This window comes from Leisingera sp. JC1, from assembly GCF_001679925.1.
Lineage (GTDB): Bacteria > Pseudomonadota > Alphaproteobacteria > Rhodobacterales > Rhodobacteraceae > Leisingera.
The window spans coordinates 1-16,391 of the sequence record NZ_LYUZ01000114.1; the positions used below are offsets into that span (position 1 = coordinate 1).

Sequence of the window (16,391 nt, forward strand, 5' to 3'; positions counted from 1 at the left end):
GGGACTATCCTGAATTTTGTGCCCCGGCGTGGTAGCTCACTTTTGAGGAGACCCACGTATGAGCATAGACAAAGACCTGTTGGACCGGCTGATGGAAGGGCGTTCGCCCGGCGACCTTTTCGGCAAGGAGGGCATTCTTTCCGAACTGACCAAGGCGCTTGCGGAACGTGCGCTGAGCACCGAGTTGGACGAACATCTCAGCGAAGAGCGCGCGCAGGAGCCGCCTGAAGGCCAGAACCAGCCCGCCAATCGACGCAATGGCAGCAGCCGGAAGACTGTGGCCACGGACACCGGCAAGGTGGTTCTGGACATTCCGCGCGACCGGAACGGGACCTTTGACCCGGTTCTGATCGCCAAGTATCAGCGCCGCTTTCCGGAGTTCGACACCAAGATCATCAGCATGTACGCCCGCGGCATGACGACCCGGGAAATCCAGGGCCACATCGAGGAGATCTACGGCTTCGAAGCGTCGCCCAGCCTGATCTCGGCCATCACCGACACCGTGATGCAGGAGGTGACGGCCTGGCAGAACCGCCCGCTTGAGCCCTGCTATCCAGTGGTGTTCATGGATGCGATCCGGGTCAACATCCGCAGCGACGGCGCGGTCTCGAACAAGGCGGTCTTCGTGGCTCTGGCGATCCTGCCGGACGGAACACGGGACGTTCTGGGCTTGTGGTTCCAGGCCAATGAGGGGGCCAAATTCTGGGCCAAGGTGCTGAGCGATCTGCGCAACCGCGGCGTTCAGGACATCCTGATCGCCGTTGTGGACGGCCTCAAGGGCTTCCCCCAGGCCATTGAGGCGGCCTTCCCCCGAACCCAGGTCCAGACCTGTATTGTCCATCTGCTGCGCCAATCCATGAGCTTTGCCAGCTACAAGGACCGCAAGGCCGTCGCTGCGGCTCTGAAAGCGGTCTATACGGCCGTTGATGCCGCGGCGGCCGAAGCCGCGCTAACTGAATTTGAAGCGAGCGATCTGTCAAAGCGCCATTGAAGCGCTGAACTCGAAAATCCGCCGCGCGGTCCGAACCCGCGGCCATTTCCCCAGCGATGAGGCGGCGGCCAAGTTGATCTATCTGGCGCTGAATGCTACCTCAGCGGAGTGGAAGCGGTCAGTGCGCGAATGGCATGCGGTGAAAAGCCAGCTCGCCATCATGTTCGAGGAACGCTTCCCATTGGCGTAAGAAATGGCGCCGGGGCACAAAATTCCGCACAGTCTCAAGTGTATCGATCTGGCCAATGAGGTTCGGGGCCTGTTCCGTGTCTTCGGTCTCCGCTTGCCGCCCCGCGTTGATCAGGGGTCGTTCGATGAGCGGGTCAGACCGTTGATCGAAGCCGATCCGGATCTGTCTCGTGCTTTGCTGCCGCTCTTGGACGCGCGCGCGATGCTCTACAAGACCTACCGAGAGTTGGACTGGCGCGTGAAGCAAGCGGCTAACCGCCTGTGCAACGAACTCAGGGCCATTGTCCGAGCGGATGAAGGCAGGAGCGCCACGCAGGATGAACAGGTCTGTTAGAGCATCGATCACGTCTGTCGAGTTCAGCTTGTGCTTCACCTTGATCGCCAGGCATTCCCGGCTGTGCTCATCGATGATATTCAGCGTTCGGAAGACCTTGCCATCGTCCGTCCTGCAGTGAACGAAATCATAGCTCCAGACATGGTTCCGATAATCAGGCCGCAGCCGGATGCATGATCCGTCATTCAGCCAGAGCCGTCCCTTCTTCGGTTGTTTTGCCGGAACCTTCAGCCCCTCTCGCCGCCACGCCCGCTCGACGCGTCCGTCACTGACAGACCAACCAGCCTCTCGCAGCAGCGCTGCGATCCTGCGGTAGCCATATCGGCCGTACTGCCGGGCCAGTTCGATCATGTCAGCCACCAATCTATCCTCGTCTGCGCGGCCTTGCGGGGTACGCCGCTGCGTGGATCGGTGTTGTCCCAGCACGCGGCAGGCGCGGCGTTCAGGAAGCCGCTTCAGCTCTTTCAACTGATCTACACCCATTCCGCCGTATTTCTTTCGCCAGCGGTAATAGGTCTGCTCAACAACGCCGATCTGCCTGATCGCATCGTGGCGGGACATGCCTTGCCTGATCAGAACCTCAACCTGCCGCAACTTCGAGACAATCTCTTCGGGCTTCGGTCGCTTGTTTGCCATTCTTGGTCCTCCATTTCCTAAACATAGGGGTGGACCAGTTCAGTTGGGGAGGCTCAGGAACGTGTAATCCAGCCGCGTTTTGGATTGGGTTTCCCGGTCCAGAGTGGTCAGGCGGAAGTTTCCTGCCGTTTCAGCACGCTCAGCCGGGCCTCCGGGGCTCAGAGAAAAGGCGGCAAAGACAGCTACGCAGGTGCCTCCTGCGGTTCGGACTTCAGCCTGCGGCGCTGCAGGCCATAGATGGCGGCCAGCAGCAGAAGCGCAGGGATGTAGAAGATTTCTTGCGGCGGGCGGTCTGTAGCCACCTCGATTTCCACCACTTCCCAGTCGAAGTCGATCTTCAGCTGCTCGGCCGGCCCGCCGAAGGTCAGGTTCTCAACAAGATACCTGCCTTCCTCGGCACGGAATTCGATCCCGGCGCCATTGGCCAAACGGGCCTCTCCGGCCTCCCCCGCAGCGCCAAGCGGCAGCAGGTAACGCGCATCGACCATGTCGCCCTCCAGGCTTTCGCCTGCCAGACGCACCCGCAGGCTGGCGTTGTCCGGTGCGGCTCCGGCAAGCGCATAGATCTCCGCGGCCGGACGGATCTCAAACTCATCCGCCACCTGGGTCAGGAAGAAGTCCGGCCTGAACAGGATGAAGGCACAGAGGATCAGCGCCGCGCTTTCCCACAGTTTCGACCGGGTCTGGAAGTAGCCCATGGTGCCGGCCGCAAACAGCAGCATGGCAATCAGCGCGGTGACGAAGACGACCACTGCCTGCACCGGCCCAACGTCGATCAACAGAAGGTCTGTGTTGAAGATGAACAGGAACGGCAGCAGCGCTGTGCGGATCGAATAAAAGAACGCCTGGAAGCCGGTGCGCAGCGGATCGCCTTTGGAAATCGCCGCCGCCGCAAAGGAGGCCAGCCCCACCGGCGGTGTCACATCCGCCATAATCCCAAAGTAGAAGCAGAACATATGCACCGCCACCAGCGGCACGATCAGCCCGTTCTGTGCCCCCAGCTCAACCACAACCCCGGCCATCAGCGAAGAAACGACGATGTAATTCGCCGTGGTCGGCAGGCCCATCCCCAGCACAATCGAAATCAGAGCGACGAAGAACAGCATCGCCAGCAGATTGCCGCCCGACAGGAACTCGACAAACTCCGCCATCACCTGGCCGATCCCGGTCAGCGTCACGGCGCCGACGATGATGCCCGCCAGCCCCATTGCGGCGGCCAGCCCCACCATGTTGCGCGCCCCGGTGATCATGCCTTCCAGCGTCTGGGAAAACCCATGATCAAAGGCCGCGCGCAGACTGCCGGTGCCGCGGAAGAACGCCTTGAGCGGATCCTGCGTCAGCAGGATCATCAGCATGAAGATCGAAGACCAGAAGGCTGACAGACCTGGCGACTTCCGCTCGATCATCAACAGATACATCAGCAGGAAAATCGGCAGCAGGTAATGCAGCCCGGTCTTCAGGATCACCCGCGCCGGCGGCAGATGCAGCATCGAGTCAATGCTGGTCTCCAGATCCGGCCGCGCCGCGGCATAGCGCACTGCAGCCACATAGGCCGCCAGCAGCACCGCCACCAGCACCGGGGTTGAGACCGGCCCGATCAGCCCTTCGGTCAGATCCACCAGCAGCCCGGTCAGCCACAGTGTGCCGCCGCCGATCACGATCGAAGAGGCGATGATGAAAACCGCGCCCAGCATGAACTTCACCGGATGCATCCGCGAGGTGCCGGTCATGCCCATCTTCAGCGCTTCCAGATGCACGATATAGACCAGCGCCATGTAAGAGATCGCAGCCGGCACGATGGCGGTTTTCACCACCTCCACATAAGAGATGCCGACGTATTCAGTCATCAGAAAGGCCACCGCGCCCATCACCGGCGGCGTCAGCACACCGTTGATGGAGGAGGACACTTCAACCGCACCCGCCTTGGCCGGGCTGAACCCGACCCGCTTCATCAGCGGAATGGTGAAGGTGCCGGTGGTCACCACATTGGCAATGGCCGACCCCGAAATCAGCCCCGTCGCCGCCGAGGCGATCACCGCCGCCTTGGCCGGCCCGCCGCGCAGGTGGCCCAGGGCAGAGAACGCCAGCTGCAGAAAGTAATTGCCGGCCCCCGCCTGGTTCAGCAGCGCACCAAACAGCACAAACAGAAAAACAAACCCCGAGGAGACTCCAAGGGCGACACCAAGCACCCCTTCGGTGGTCAGCATCAGGTGGCTCATCGCCTTGTTGAACGAGGCCCCCTTCCACTGCACCATCTCCGGCAGCCCGTCCCAGGAGCCGAAGAATACATAGGCCAGAAAGAAGATCGCCACCCCCATCAGCGGAAAGCCCAGCGACCGGCGCGCCGCTTCCATCAGCAGCAGAATGCCGATACCCGCCATCACCAGATCGGTCGTATTGGGAATGCCGGTCCGCGAAGACACCCCGGCGTAATCCCACGCCAGGTACGAGGCACTGATGGCACCGACAACGGCCAGCAGCCAGGTCAGCGCCGGGATCCGGTCCCGCGGGCTGGAACGGAAGGCGGGAAAGGCCACAAAGGCCAGAAACACTGCAAACCCCAGGTGGATGGCGCGGGTCTGGGTGTCGTTCCAGACACCGATCCCCAGAATGAACGGCAGCGGCGAGGCGATCCACAGCTGGTAGATCGACCACACCAGCGGCACCGACCACAGCATATTGGCGGAGAACCGGCCCTTCGGCGCGCGCGCTCCGGTATCGGCTTCGGCCACGATGCCGTCAAGATCAGCGGAATTGGCCTGATCGGGTTTCTTTGACGGGGTTGCTGCATCGGTCACGGCGGGTCTCTCCCTCTTCGTCGTCTTCCGGGGTGAAACGAACTGGCCCCGCATCCAGGGCGGGGGCAGTTAAAGGCGCAGGCGTTATTTCCAGCCGCGCTCCTGGTAGTACTTCAGGGCGCCCGGGTGGATTTCCGCGGTCAGCCCGTCAGAGACCATTTCGGACTCATTCAGATTGGCAAACGCCGGGTGCAGCTTTTTGAAGGCATCGAAGTTCTCGAAGATTGCCTTCACCACCTCATAGACCACCTCGTCCGAGGCTTCAGCCGAGGTCACGATGGTTGCCTTGGGGCCCCAGGACGGCAGGTCGTCGGGGTTGCCCGGATACATGCCGCCGGGAATGGTAGCCGCGGCATAGGCAGTGTTCTCGTTCAAGAGCTTCTCGATGCCGGCACCGGCCAGCGGGATGATCTTCACATCGCAGGTCGAGGTCGCTTCCTGGCTCGAACCGTTCGGCAGGCCCGCGGCCCAGATGGTCGCGTCGATCTTGCCGTCGCACAGCGCCGCCGCCTGTTCGGAGGACTTCAGCTCCGCCGCCAGGGTGAAATCGTCAACCGACAGGCCTTCGTATTTCATCAGTGTTTCGGCCAGAACGCGGGTGCCCGAACCGGGGTTGGCGATGTTGACCTTCTTGCCCTTCAGATCGGCGGTGGAGGCAATCCCGGCATCGGCACGCGCCATCACATGCATCGGCTCCGGATGCACCGAGAACAGCGAGCGCAGGCCGGCGTAAGGGCCGTCTTCGGCAAACTGATCGGTGCCGTTGATCGATTTCACCTGCACGTCGGACTGGATCACGCCAAAGTCCAGCTCGCCGGAGCGGATGGTGCGGGCGTTGTAGACAGAGCCGCCGGTCGACTCGACCGAGCAGCGGATGCCGTGTTCCTTGCGGTTCTTGTTGACCAAGCGGCAGATCGCGCCGCCGGTGGGGTAATAGACCCCTGTCACGCCGCCGGTGCCGATGGTGACAAACTGCTGCTCCGCCGCCGCAGCTGAGCCGCCGCTCAGCGCCAGGGCAAAGGCCGCGCCAATGAATTTCGTGGATTTTGACATGTTTTCCTCCGTGTCTGCTTGATCCAACCGGTTGTCTGAGGCACTCCGCACAGGCGCCGCAGTCTCCGGTTTGCTGGCCGCATTGGGGTAGCAGCGCCAAGGCCGCCTGCGTGAGAGACGAAAAAATTCCGCTGCCAGCGTAAATTTTCTGCCGCCCCCTGCGCCTTGCCGCACCAGAAGGGCCGGGCGTAAAGTTGCAGTGCAACTGGAATGAAAGGCTGTCCCGGACCATGACCCGGCTACTCTCCGCCCTCCTGCTGACCTGTGTTACGGTGCTGGCCGCCCTGCGGCCCGCAAACACAGCTGCCGAAACCTGGGTGATGGGCGCGATGGAGGATTTTGCCCCTTTCAACTACATGGACAACGGCACATTCACCGGTATCGACGTCCAGATCATGGACGAGGCCGCCGCCCTGATCGGCGTTACGCTGGACCACCGCCCGGTGCCCTGGAAACGGATGCTTCTGGATTTCGAGGGGGGGAAGTTCGACGGGGTGTTCCAGCTCACCCCGACCACTGCACGCTTTGAAAAATGGCACCTGACCGGCCCGCTGCGCACCACCCGCTCAGTCTACGTGACCCGGGCCGACAGCCCGCTGCAGGATATCCGCTCGCCTGCGGAACTGGACGGGCTGGTGGTCGGCCTGGTCGCGGGCTTCACCTATGAGGAAAGCTTTGACAGCAATCCGGCCATCCGGCGCGAGATGTCGCAGGATGATTTCAACAACATCCGCAAACTGCTCTTGGGCCGCTCGGACGTGATTGTCGGCGGCCATGCCACCCTCGCCTATACCGCCCGGCAGCTGAACGCCTGGGACAAGCTGCGGGTGCTGCCGACCCCGCTGGTGGAACTGGGCCGCTACGCCGCCTTCCCGCGCACAGCCGAAGGCGCCGAAAAGGCAAGGCGCCTGCAGCAGGCCCTGGATGAAATGCACGCAAGCGGCCGCATCCAGGAGATCATGCGCTCTGCGCTGAACCGATGAGGCGGCTGCATTTCCAGAAAATGGGCATCACCCCCAAGATTGCCCTCGCCGCGGCAGCGCTCGGGGTGCTCTCGGGGCTGATCCTCGGCGTTTTCACCCTGGTTCTGGAAAGCAGCCAGCGGGTCGGAACCGCCCGGCTGAACGCCGACCGGGTCGTGCGCGCCACCCTGCCCCGGGCCGAGGTCGCCTATTGGGAGGTCGACGTGCCGGACGTCGGCGCCATTCTCGCCGGTCTACTGGCCGATCCGGTGATCACCAAGGTCTGGATCGAAGACCCGCTTCTAACCGATGCGCTGCGCAAGAGCACCGGCCTGGGCGACCTGTCAGCCGCCGATCCGCCGCCTGCCGGCCCGCCGCTGATCGCCCGCCTCCTGGGCATGCCCGGCAACGAGGCCGAAACCCACCGTTATGCACTCCTCAGCCCCCGTGACGGGTCCGAGATCGGCCAGCTGAACGTCACCTTCTCCTTCCACGGCGTGCAGGCGGAAATGGTAGCCCGCGGCTTTGTGGTGCTGGGCTCCAGCATCCTGCAGACGCTGCTGGTGACTGCCGTCATCTTCCTGGCCATGCAGCAGACCGTGATCCGCCCAATCGCACGACTGCAATCCGCCGCCCTGCGGGTGCGCGATGGCCACCGGTTCGAGCTCAAGGGCCGCGACCGCAAGCTGTTCGACGTCAGCCGCCGCGATGAGATCTCGCGCCTTGCCCGTGCCTTCCGCCGCACCGTGGGCGAGCTGGAGGAGAGCCGCGACAATCTGCAGGGCCTGGTTGATGAGCGCACCCGCGAACTGGTTACTGCCCGCAACGAAGCAGTTGAGGCTTCGCAGGCCAAATCCACCTTCCTGGCCAATATGAGCCATGAGCTCAGAACCCCGATGAACGCCATTATCGGCCTGTCGGAAATCCTCCAGCGTGACGGCTACACCGACCAGACCCGCCGCCACCTAACCGACATGCGCGCCGCCGCCGCCCATCTGTCGCAGAATATCGACTCGGTGCTGGATCTTTCCAAGATTGAAGCGGGCGGACTGAACCTCGAACAGGTCTGGTTTCCGCTGGATGGGTTCCTGGACACGGTGATGACCCAGACAAGGGCGCTGATGCAGGACAAGCCGGTGCGGCTTGGCTGGCAATTCGCCCCTGACCTGCCCGGAGAAATCTGCGCCGACCCGCTGCGCCTCAGGCAGGTGATGATGAACTTCGCCTCCAACGCGGTGAAGTTCACAAGCCAGGGTGAAATCCAGCTGGAGGCCGGCTGCAGCTTGCGTCCGGGCGGCAAAACCCTGCTGACCCTTGGGGTTCGGGATACCGGGATCGGTATCTCCTCCGATCAGCTTGAGGAGATCTTCAAACCCTTTGGCCAGGCCGACAATTCAACCACCCGCCAATACGGCGGCACTGGGCTTGGCCTGTCAATTGCCCACCGGCTCGCCGGCCAGATGGGCGGGCAGCTGAAGGTCGAAAGCGACAAGGGAAACGGATCCTGCTTCACGCTGGAAATCGAACTGCCCTGCCGGATGCCGGACCCGGAAGGGCCCCAGGCAGGCAGACTGAGCCTCCGTGGGCAGGCAAAACCGCTGCAGCAAATCCGGATCATGGCCGAACGCGCAGGATACACCGTGGTTCAGGATCCCAGCGTGGTTCAAGTTGCCGTCGAAGACAGCTTTATCCGTGTTTCGGTTCCCGGCCAGGACCGGCCGCCCAAACCTGTTGCTCTGCCGCTGACCCATCAGGAGTTCGCGGCGGCCGTGCAAGGGCTGGATCACAGCAGGGATCAAACGCCGGATCTGCCTGCCGCCCTGGCCGGCCGGGACGTGCTGGTGGTCGAAGACGACCGTATCAACCTGTCGGTCTTTGTGGCTCTGGTCGAAGGCTTGGGCGCGCAGGTGCGCACGGCCCGCAACGGGCTGGAGGCGGTCGAACAGGCCGCCCAGGCCTTGCCGGACCTGATCCTGATGGATCTGCACATGCCCCTGATGGATGGCCACCAGGCCTTTCAGGTACTGAAAGCCGAGTATGGCACGCAGCTGCCGCCCGTGGTCGCGGCCTCGGCCAACGCCACATCGGAAGAGCACCGGCGCTGCACCGCCGCGGGGTTTGCCGGCTTCCTTTCTAAGCCGATTGACCCGGCACGGCTGAAGGAGACTTTGCAGCAGCTTCTGCCGGGAAACCATCCACCGCCGGGTATCAACCACGCCAAGGGCCGGTTCTATGCGGGCGGCGACGAGGCGCTTTATCAGCAGAACCTGGTGCGGTTCCGCAAACGCCTTGAAGATTGGACCACGCGCCTGTCCCAGCCGGAAAACACCCAAAGCAGCACGGAAACCGCGGAACTCCTGCATGTGATCCGCGGCGCAGCCGGAACTATCGGAGCAGAACAGCTGGCCCGTTTGGCAGGGCAGGCAGAATCTGGACAGGCGCAGGCAAAGGACTTGCTTCTGGTCATGCAGGAGCTTTTGCAGGCCTTGCCGGACCAGGGGCTAAGGCCGGCCGCCAGCGGGACCGCCGCGGTCTCGCTCACCCAATTGACCCGGCTGATTGAAAGCAACGATGTTGCGGCGATGGCGGCAGCCGAAAAATTCGTGCAGGCCGCCAGCGTGAACGCCCCTGAGGGCTCCGGTGAGGAACTGCTCAAGGCTTTGGAACGGTTGGACTTTCCTTTAGCCCGCGCAGCGCTGGCGGCACTTGCCCAGAACCTTCAAGACGACCGGAACTGATCGATCTCGCCCGCAAGGCGGGCCAGGATGCCTTCGGCCCGCTCCAAACGGTCGGCCCGCCGCGACAACAGATCCGCCAGGGCAGCGCTGGATTGACGCAGCTCGATATGGGTGCGGATGCGCGCGCGCAGCACAGCCGGCACCACCGGGCGGGAAATGAAGTCGCAGGCGCCCAGCTCCAGCCCGCGGGTTTCATCGCCGGGATCATCCAGGCTGGTCACGAAGATCACCGGGATGCCGGCCAGGCTGGCGGTTGCCTTGATCTGGCGGCAGGTCTCATAGCCGTCCATGCCCGGCATGCGGATATCCAGCAGGATCAGATCGGCAGTTTCTCCTGACAGGTAAGACAGCGCATCCTGCCCCGATGTCTGCGCAATCACCCGGTAGCTGTCACACAGCAGGCCATGCAAATGGTGAATATTCTGCGGCGAGTCATCGACAATCAGCAGGGTTGGCAGATCATCGCTGTCAGCCGGCGGCAGCAGGTCCTCCGCGTCCGTAGGCGGGTTTGCGGTTTCACCGGCCAGCTCCTGCGCCACAGAGGCGATGGCCCAGAGATTGGGAGACACCGTGCTGAAAAACTGCTCACCCAGCGGACCCATCGCAGCCCGGTTGGCGTCGCGCTCGAAAAGCGTCACGCCCAGATGCGTCTCAAGGGTGCGGATTTGACGGCTCACGGCCTCGCGCGAGACGTTCAGCTCTTCTGCGGCAGCTGTGAAAGTGCCAAGACGGGCTGCCGCTTCAAAGGCCACCAGCGAAGTCAGCGGCGGCAGTTTCTTTTTCAGATGCTTCATGAGGCGTTACTTGACGCTAAACCTCTCTGCATCACAAGGGAAGACAAAGGAGTTTCAGTGTTATACTTATGGGCAACGGCTGGAAAGTCCGGCAGACTGTGAGTTCGATCATCTCCGGATTTTGCTCGCGCGGCGAATGACCGGAAAGCGGGCTGTGCCTGCAGCAAATTGAAGGTAGGGCGAAGGTCCGGACTGGGCCGGACTGGCCATAAATCTCTCCCGGCGGCACCGACTTTGCAAAGTCAGCTTCCTGCGCTTAGCTGACTTTAGTGCTACCTGCCGCATGGTAGATGCAGCACTCTCGACTGTGAAAGCGGACATTATAAGTCTACAGGACTGCGTCTGTCATTCAGCCGCCGGCCGTTCCTGTCGCTCGCTGCGAATGCGAGGTTTTGGAACTGGTGAGCTCGCAGGATGCACAGACTTTACTGACGCTGAGGTTAGAAACCACAATGGCTGCATTCGTCTAAAATCACGCGTCTCTGCTTGCTTCAAACCGGAATTTGAACAACCATTTCAACCTCAATCTGGAGATCAGGCCCAGCCAGTGCATCGACGCCGATACCGGTCAGGCTTGGCTGTTCTCCATTGAGGAAAACTGCAATCTGGCCCATTGCGATGTCAATAGTCTCGTCGTTCAGTTTCGTCATGTAGATGCGCATCTGAACGATATCGCTGGTGCTGGCATTGATGGCCTGCAAGGCTGCAGCGAGATTTGCAATGACTTGCGTTGTTTGCGCTCCAAGCGTTTTCGGCACGGCGGATCCCGCCGCGTCCCATGCGACTTGACCGGAGACAAAAGCCAGTCGGCTGGGACCGGCAATAGAGATCTGGGAGTGGCCGACCTTACTGGTGTCCGGAAGTGCCGCCGGGTTCATCCGGATGAGTGCGTTTGACATGTCATTTCCCTTTTTGTGCTTGATAGGATCAAGATATGCTGGAACACAGTCGAACCGAGGTCGTCACTGAGGCGAAAAAGAATCGCCATAGGGAGCAAAATGGCCGGTTCAAAGGTAAATGACATTCTGGTTTTCCTGTCTGTTGTGGAGACCGGCAACTTCGCTTCCGCCGGAAAAGCGTTCGGTCTATCCCGGTCTACGGCGGGCAAAGCAGTCGCGCGGCTCGAGGACAGATACGGTGTCCGGCTCCTGAACCGCACAACCCGCGCCATCAGCCTGACTGAGGATGGACAAAAACTATACCTCCAGGGGCAAGCCATCCAAGCGGCGATAGCCGCTGCTGACACAAGCATGGTGGGCACAGACGGTATACCGAGCGGAACACTTCGGATCGCTGCGCCAGACGCGCTTGGGAGGCGGCTCTTGATGCCCCTTGTTCAAAAATTCCAGAAGGAATGGCCTGATGTTCGATTTGAGATCAGTTTTTCGGATTCAGTAAGGCGTATCGTCAGAGACGGTTTTGACCTTGCTGTTCGGGTCGGCATCACCTCCCCTGATACGTCCCTCATCTCCCGCACCTTGATGACCGACAGGCCCGTACTGTGCGCGTCCTCTGCATATTTGAAAGACTGGGGCACACCCAAAAACATTGATCAACTGAGCACACATGACCTTCTGCAGTTTTCAAGTTTCGGACAGCGCCAAGTCTGGGCCCTGCAAGATGGGTCTGGGTTCTGGAGCAACGCTCCGGGACGCGTCCGATTGCGGCTCGACAGCGCAGAGGGACTCCGCGAGGCGGCCATGTCGGGAATGGGCATCGCTTTTCTGCCGGGTGTTCTGGTGAAAGACGACCTGAATGCCGGTCGCCTGGTGCAGGTTTTGCCGGACCTAGATTGTGGCAAGCTCCCTATAGTTGCGCTTTATCCGCACAAGAGGTTTCTGGAGCCACGGGTGAGGCATTTCATAGATTTGCTGGCTGCCGAACTGCCAGGTGGATAGCCCTGAAACCGGTTGTGACCGAAAAAAATCGTTCGCAGCCTGTCAAGCCTTGGTGCGGCTTTGATGCTGTAACCGCCCCCCGACGGCATCGGTGTGCCAAGGTGGGATCGCAACAATCCATATTGGGAGGCGGTCATGTCGGAGATTATCACAGTCGGACTGGATCTGGCTAAGAATGTGTTCCAGGTCCATGGTGCTGACAGCAAAGGCAGTGCTGTCTTACGCAAGAAGCTCAGAAGGGCCCAAGTGCTTGAATTCTTCAACAAGTTGCCGCCCTGCCTGGTGGCGATGGAGGCCTGCGGGGGCGCGCATTTCTGGGGTCGGGAGCTGGCCAAGCTCGGTCACGACATCAAGCTCATCCCGCCCGCCTATGTGAAGCCCTTCATCAAGCGGCAAAAAAATGACGCGGCGGACGCTGAAGCAATCTGCGAGGCGGCGCAGAGACCGAATATGCGCTTCGTGCCGGTGAAGAGCGAGGAAACGCAAGGGGCGGCCAGCGTCTTCCGCGTCCGAGAATTGCTCATCCGGCAGCGCACCCAGGCCATCAACGCGCTCCGCGGACACCTCGCCGAGTACGGCTGGGTCGTGCCACAGGGTGCGACGAATGCCCGGCGCCTGGTCGCCCTTGTCGCAGACGAGGCCTCGGGCCTGCCCGCCACGGCGCGGGCCTCCCTGACGGTCCTGACTGCAACGCTTGCCCAGCTCGACGGTCAGATCGAGACCTTGGATGCCGAGATCGACCGGCGCGCCAAGACGGATAAGATTGCCCGGCGCCTGATGACGATCCCCGGCATCGGCCCGTTGATCGCCACGGCCATTGCCACTCTGGCTCCGCCGCCGGAAGCTTTCCGGAAGGGGCGAGACTTCGCGGCATGGCTCGGCCTCACGCCGCGGCAGCACTCGACAGGCGGAAAGCAGAGGCTCGGCGCCACGACAAAGATGGGCGAGCGCTCTTTGCGCCGGTTGCTGATCATCGGCGCCAACAGCGTTATCATCAAGCGGCACTGCCACGCTTCGGCGCGCCCGGGCACGTGGTTGGCGGGAATGCTGGAGCGGAAGCCGACGATGCTGGTCCGGGTCGCCCTCGCCAACAAAATGGCGCGGATCGTCTGGGCGCTGATGAAGAGCGGAGAGATCTACCGGGCTCCGGCCATGGCGGCGTAAGGTCCGCCAGCGGTCGCGAGGTCGACGGAGCGGAGGAGGGCTGAGAGCAGCTTGGCGCAACGGTCGTGAGACGGGGTCGGCAGAACCAGAGTGCAACAAAGTGCCATCGAGCACGCGGCTTTGATTTGGTTCCGACCCGCGAACACCATGCGGGCCCGCGGCATGACGATGGCCGCATCACGAGGCCGGATACATGTCAGCACCCGACACCGCGCCAAATTGCTCAAAAACCCTCTTGCGCAAGGGGCGGTTATACATGTTGCACAAATTGAGGGCTGAGCGCAGCTCGAGGGGCATTGCCAAGTTACCGGATTTGGATTGCAATTTGGGGTAGTCCGCGCATTCAGGCCGATAGTTCGGCTGCATATCCGTCCCACAGGTCGAATGCATCAGCTCTAGCGTGTCGGTAGGAAAGAGCGGAAACGCGATACCGGCGGGGACGGAAGATCGTGCTGATCTGGTCGTGGGCAGCGAGAAACCTTTGCGCCTGGCGTGGAGACTTGAACCGGCCCATGATCTTTTCCCGCTTCCGCGTTGGCCGATGTGCCCCTGCGATCCGATTGTTGAGGCCCTTGTGCGCTCGATGGTCAGCCCCAGACGCGATGGCCTGGATTGGCTTGGTATAACTGCGCAGTTTGTCGGTGATCACCACGCGCGGTTTGCCATAGACGGCAACCAGACCGGCGAAAAAACGCTTTTCGGCTTTGGCATTGCGGCGGGGCTGAATTAGAATGTCGAGAACGTCTCCGTTGGCATCGATGGCCCGCCACAGCCAATGTTTCACTCCGTTGATCGGCACAACGACCTAGTCCATATGCCATTTGTCGGCTGGCCTGGGCCGATCGCGCCGGATGCAAGCCGCAAACTGGGGACCGAACCGGTTCACCCAGAGACGGATGGCCTCGCGACTGACGATGACGCCACGCTCTGCCAGCAAATCTTCGACATCCGCCGTGCTAAGTGCAAGCCGATGATATGTCCACACTGCGTAGGTGACGACTTCATGGGGAAATCGAAAGCCCTTCAGGCGTGGCATCAAGGTGGTGGGTATCGTCATGGCGCCTCGCTACCCGAGAAGCGGACTCCGATCAACTTGGCAGTGCCATCTCCCCCACTTAGCGGCCGACAGGGACTTTGGTCGAATACCGCGGCTTTTGCCGATGGTCTAAGCCTTTAGGCAGCACCGGACCCAGTGCCTGCAATCTAAGGTGCATGGCCACCAGTTCCGCTGCATTTCTTGGATCAATTCTTGGGAGGAATGGCATGAACATCCACACGAACGGGCTGGCCAACGCGGCACTGGACACGGCGCATCTGGGCGTCGATTTTCCGTTCAAGCCGCGCTATGGCAACTTTATCAACGGCGAATTCACCGAGCCCCGCTCGGGCCAGTATTTCGAGAACACCACCCCGATCACCGGCGACGTGATCTGCGAGATTGCCCGGTCCAACGCCGAGGATGTTGAGGCAGCCCTGGACGCGGCCCATGCGGCGTTTCCGGCCTGGGGCAAGACCTCGACCACCGAGCGCGCCAACATGCTGCTGAAGATCGCCGATATCATGGAGGCGAACACCCAGCTGCTGGCGGCGGCAGAGACGCTGGACAACGGCAAGCCGATCCGCGAGTCGATCCATGCCGACCTCGCCCTATGTGTGGATCACTGGCGCTATTTCGCGGGCTGCATCCGCGCCGAGGAAGGCCATATCTCCGAAATCGACGCCGACACCTATGCCTATCACATTCCGGAACCGCTGGGTGTGGTCGGGCAGATCATCCCGTGGAACTTCCCGCTGCTAATGGCAGTATGGAAGCTGGCGCCGGCGTTGGCGGCGGGCAACTGCGTGGTGCTGAAACCGGCAGAGCAGACCCCAGCCTCGATCATGGTGCTGGCGGAGCTGATCGCCGGGGTGCTGCCGGCAGGCGTCCTGAACATCGTCAACGGCTTCGGGCTGGAGGCAGGCAAGCCGCTGGCCTCGTCTAACCGGATTGCCAAGATCGCCTTTACTGGTGAGACCACCACCGGGCGGTTGATCATGCAGTATGCCAGCCAGAACTTGATTCCGGTGACGCTGGAGCTGGGCGGCAAGTCTCCGAACATCTTCTTCGAGGATGTGATGGCCGCCGATGACGCCTATTTCGACAAGTGCCTGGAAGGATTCACCATGTTTGCCCTGAACCAGGGCGAGGTCTGCACCTGCCCCAGCCGGGCGCTGATCCAGGAATCGATCTACGACGACTTCATGGCCCGCGCCATTGAACGGGTGAAGGCGGTGAAACAGGGCAACCCGCTGTCGATGGACACGATGATCGGCGCCCAGGCCTCGACCGAGCAGAAGGAGAAGATCGCCTCCTACCTGCAACTGGGCAAGGATGAGGGCGCCGAGCTGCTGACCGGCGGCAATGTCTCTGTCCTGGAGGGGCTTGAAGGCGGCAATTACATCGAGCCGACGGTGTTCAAGGGCCACAACAAGATGCGGATTTTCCAAGAGGAAATCTTTGGCCCGGTGCTGTCTGTCACCACCTTCAAGGACGACGCCGAGGCGCTTGAGATCGCCAATGACACGCTTTACGGGCTGGGTGCCGGCGTGTGGACCCGCGACACCAACCGCGCCTTCCGCTTTGGCCGCAACATTCAGGCAGGCCGGGTCTGGACAAACTGCTATCACGCCTATCCGGCCCATGCGGCCTTTGGCGGCTACAAGCAGTCGGGCATTGGGCGGGAAACCCACAAGATGATGCTGGATCACTACCGGCAGACCAAGAACCTGCTGGTCAGCTACAGCCCCAATGCGCTTGGGTTCTTCTGAACAGCAGCATGACGGGCGGCCCCGGG

At 61.7% G+C, this 16,391-nt stretch carries 9 protein-coding genes and 3 pseudogenes; 6 read left to right on the top strand and 6 right to left on the bottom strand.

All coding sequences use genetic code 11. The features are described 5' to 3' along the window. Window positions 1–58: 58 nt before the first annotated feature. Window positions 59–1,181: pseudogene (locus tag A9D60_RS18365) on the top strand (IS256 family transposase). Between the two features lie 252 nt (window positions 1,182–1,433). Here A9D60_RS18365 and A9D60_RS18370 read toward each other — a convergent pair. The 3 genes and pseudogenes from A9D60_RS18370 to A9D60_RS18380 form a co-directional block, all read right to left on the bottom strand. Next, window positions 1,434–2,150: pseudogene (locus A9D60_RS18370) on the bottom strand (DDE-type integrase/transposase/recombinase); the annotation flags it as partial. A 182-nt stretch (window positions 2,151–2,332) separates the two neighbouring features. Beyond that, complete coding sequence (locus tag A9D60_RS18375; protein WP_065268932.1) at window positions 2,333–4,948, bottom strand: TRAP transporter permease; 2,616 nt, start codon at window positions 4,946–4,948, stop codon at window positions 2,333–2,335. An 84-nt stretch (window positions 4,949–5,032) separates the two neighbouring features. Continuing rightward, window positions 5,033–6,001 (bottom strand): TAXI family TRAP transporter solute-binding subunit, encoded by a 969-nt coding sequence (locus tag A9D60_RS18380; RefSeq protein WP_065268933.1) that lies wholly within the window; start codon window positions 5,999–6,001, stop codon window positions 5,033–5,035. A 230-nt stretch (window positions 6,002–6,231) separates the two neighbouring features. Here A9D60_RS18380 and A9D60_RS18385 point away from each other — a divergent pair, with 230 nt between their 5' ends. Further along, window positions 6,232–6,984 carry a substrate-binding periplasmic protein gene (locus A9D60_RS18385; protein WP_065268934.1) on the top strand — a complete coding sequence of 251 codons (753 nt, stop codon included), beginning with the start codon at window positions 6,232–6,234 and terminating at the stop codon, window positions 6,982–6,984. Next, complete coding sequence (locus A9D60_RS18390; protein ID WP_065268935.1) at window positions 6,981–9,701, top strand: ATP-binding protein; 2,721 nt, start codon at window positions 6,981–6,983, stop codon at window positions 9,699–9,701. Before A9D60_RS18385 ends, A9D60_RS18390 begins: the two co-directional genes overlap by 4 nt. Here A9D60_RS18390 and A9D60_RS18395 read toward each other — a convergent pair. After that, window positions 9,683–10,495 (bottom strand): response regulator, encoded by an 813-nt coding sequence (locus A9D60_RS18395; RefSeq protein ID WP_065268936.1) that lies wholly within the window; start codon window positions 10,493–10,495, stop codon window positions 9,683–9,685. The two genes, A9D60_RS18390 and A9D60_RS18395, sit on opposite strands and share 19 nt — an antisense overlap. Window positions 10,496–10,986: 491 nt before the next feature. After that, window positions 10,987–11,394 (bottom strand): RidA family protein, encoded by a 408-nt coding sequence (locus A9D60_RS18400; protein ID WP_065268937.1) that lies wholly within the window; start codon window positions 11,392–11,394, stop codon window positions 10,987–10,989. 99 nt (window positions 11,395–11,493) lie between these two features. Here A9D60_RS18400 and A9D60_RS18405 point away from each other — a divergent pair, with 99 nt between their 5' ends. Both A9D60_RS18405 and A9D60_RS18410 read left to right on the top strand, forming a co-directional pair. After that, a complete protein-coding gene (locus A9D60_RS18405) occupies window positions 11,494–12,393 on the top strand; it encodes a LysR family transcriptional regulator (protein ID WP_065268938.1) in 900 nt (299 codons plus the stop codon). A 135-nt stretch (window positions 12,394–12,528) separates the two neighbouring features. Continuing rightward, entirely contained in the window at window positions 12,529–13,557 is a 1,029-nt protein-coding gene (locus A9D60_RS18410) for an IS110 family transposase (protein WP_065268939.1), read from the top strand. 343 nt (window positions 13,558–13,900) lie between these two features. Here the strand turns inward: A9D60_RS18410 and A9D60_RS18415 are convergent. Further along, a pseudogene (locus tag A9D60_RS18415) lies at window positions 13,901–14,593 on the bottom strand (IS6 family transposase). 227 nt (window positions 14,594–14,820) lie between these two features. On the opposite strand from A9D60_RS18415, the gene adh reads away from it, so the two are divergent. After that, on the top strand, window positions 14,821–16,365 hold the full coding sequence (adh, locus tag A9D60_RS18420; protein WP_065268940.1) for an aldehyde dehydrogenase: 1,545 nt from the start codon (window positions 14,821–14,823) through the stop codon (window positions 16,363–16,365). Window positions 16,366–16,391 lie beyond the last annotated feature (26 nt).

Excerpts from the sequence above, each read along its gene's own strand:
- A9D60_RS18410 (WP_065268939.1), top strand. The coding sequence starts at position 12,529 with ATGTCGGAGATTATCACAGTCGGACTGGATCTGGCTAAGAATGTGTTC.
- A9D60_RS18405 (WP_065268938.1), top strand. The coding sequence starts at position 11,494 with ATGGCCGGTTCAAAGGTAAATGACATTCTGGTTTTCCTGTCTGTTGTG.
- A9D60_RS18380 (WP_065268933.1), bottom strand. The coding sequence starts at position 6,001 with ATGTCAAAATCCACGAAATTCATTGGCGCGGCCTTTGCCCTGGCGCTG.
- A9D60_RS18395 (WP_065268936.1), bottom strand. The coding sequence starts at position 10,495 with ATGAAGCATCTGAAAAAGAAACTGCCGCCGCTGACTTCGCTGGTGGCC.
- A9D60_RS18390 (WP_065268935.1), top strand. The coding sequence starts at position 6,981 with ATGAGGCGGCTGCATTTCCAGAAAATGGGCATCACCCCCAAGATTGCC.
- A9D60_RS18385 (WP_065268934.1), top strand. The coding sequence starts at position 6,232 with ATGACCCGGCTACTCTCCGCCCTCCTGCTGACCTGTGTTACGGTGCTG.
- adh (WP_065268940.1), top strand. The coding sequence starts at position 14,821 with ATGAACATCCACACGAACGGGCTGGCCAACGCGGCACTGGACACGGCG.
- A9D60_RS18400 (WP_065268937.1), bottom strand. The coding sequence starts at position 11,394 with ATGTCAAACGCACTCATCCGGATGAACCCGGCGGCACTTCCGGACACC.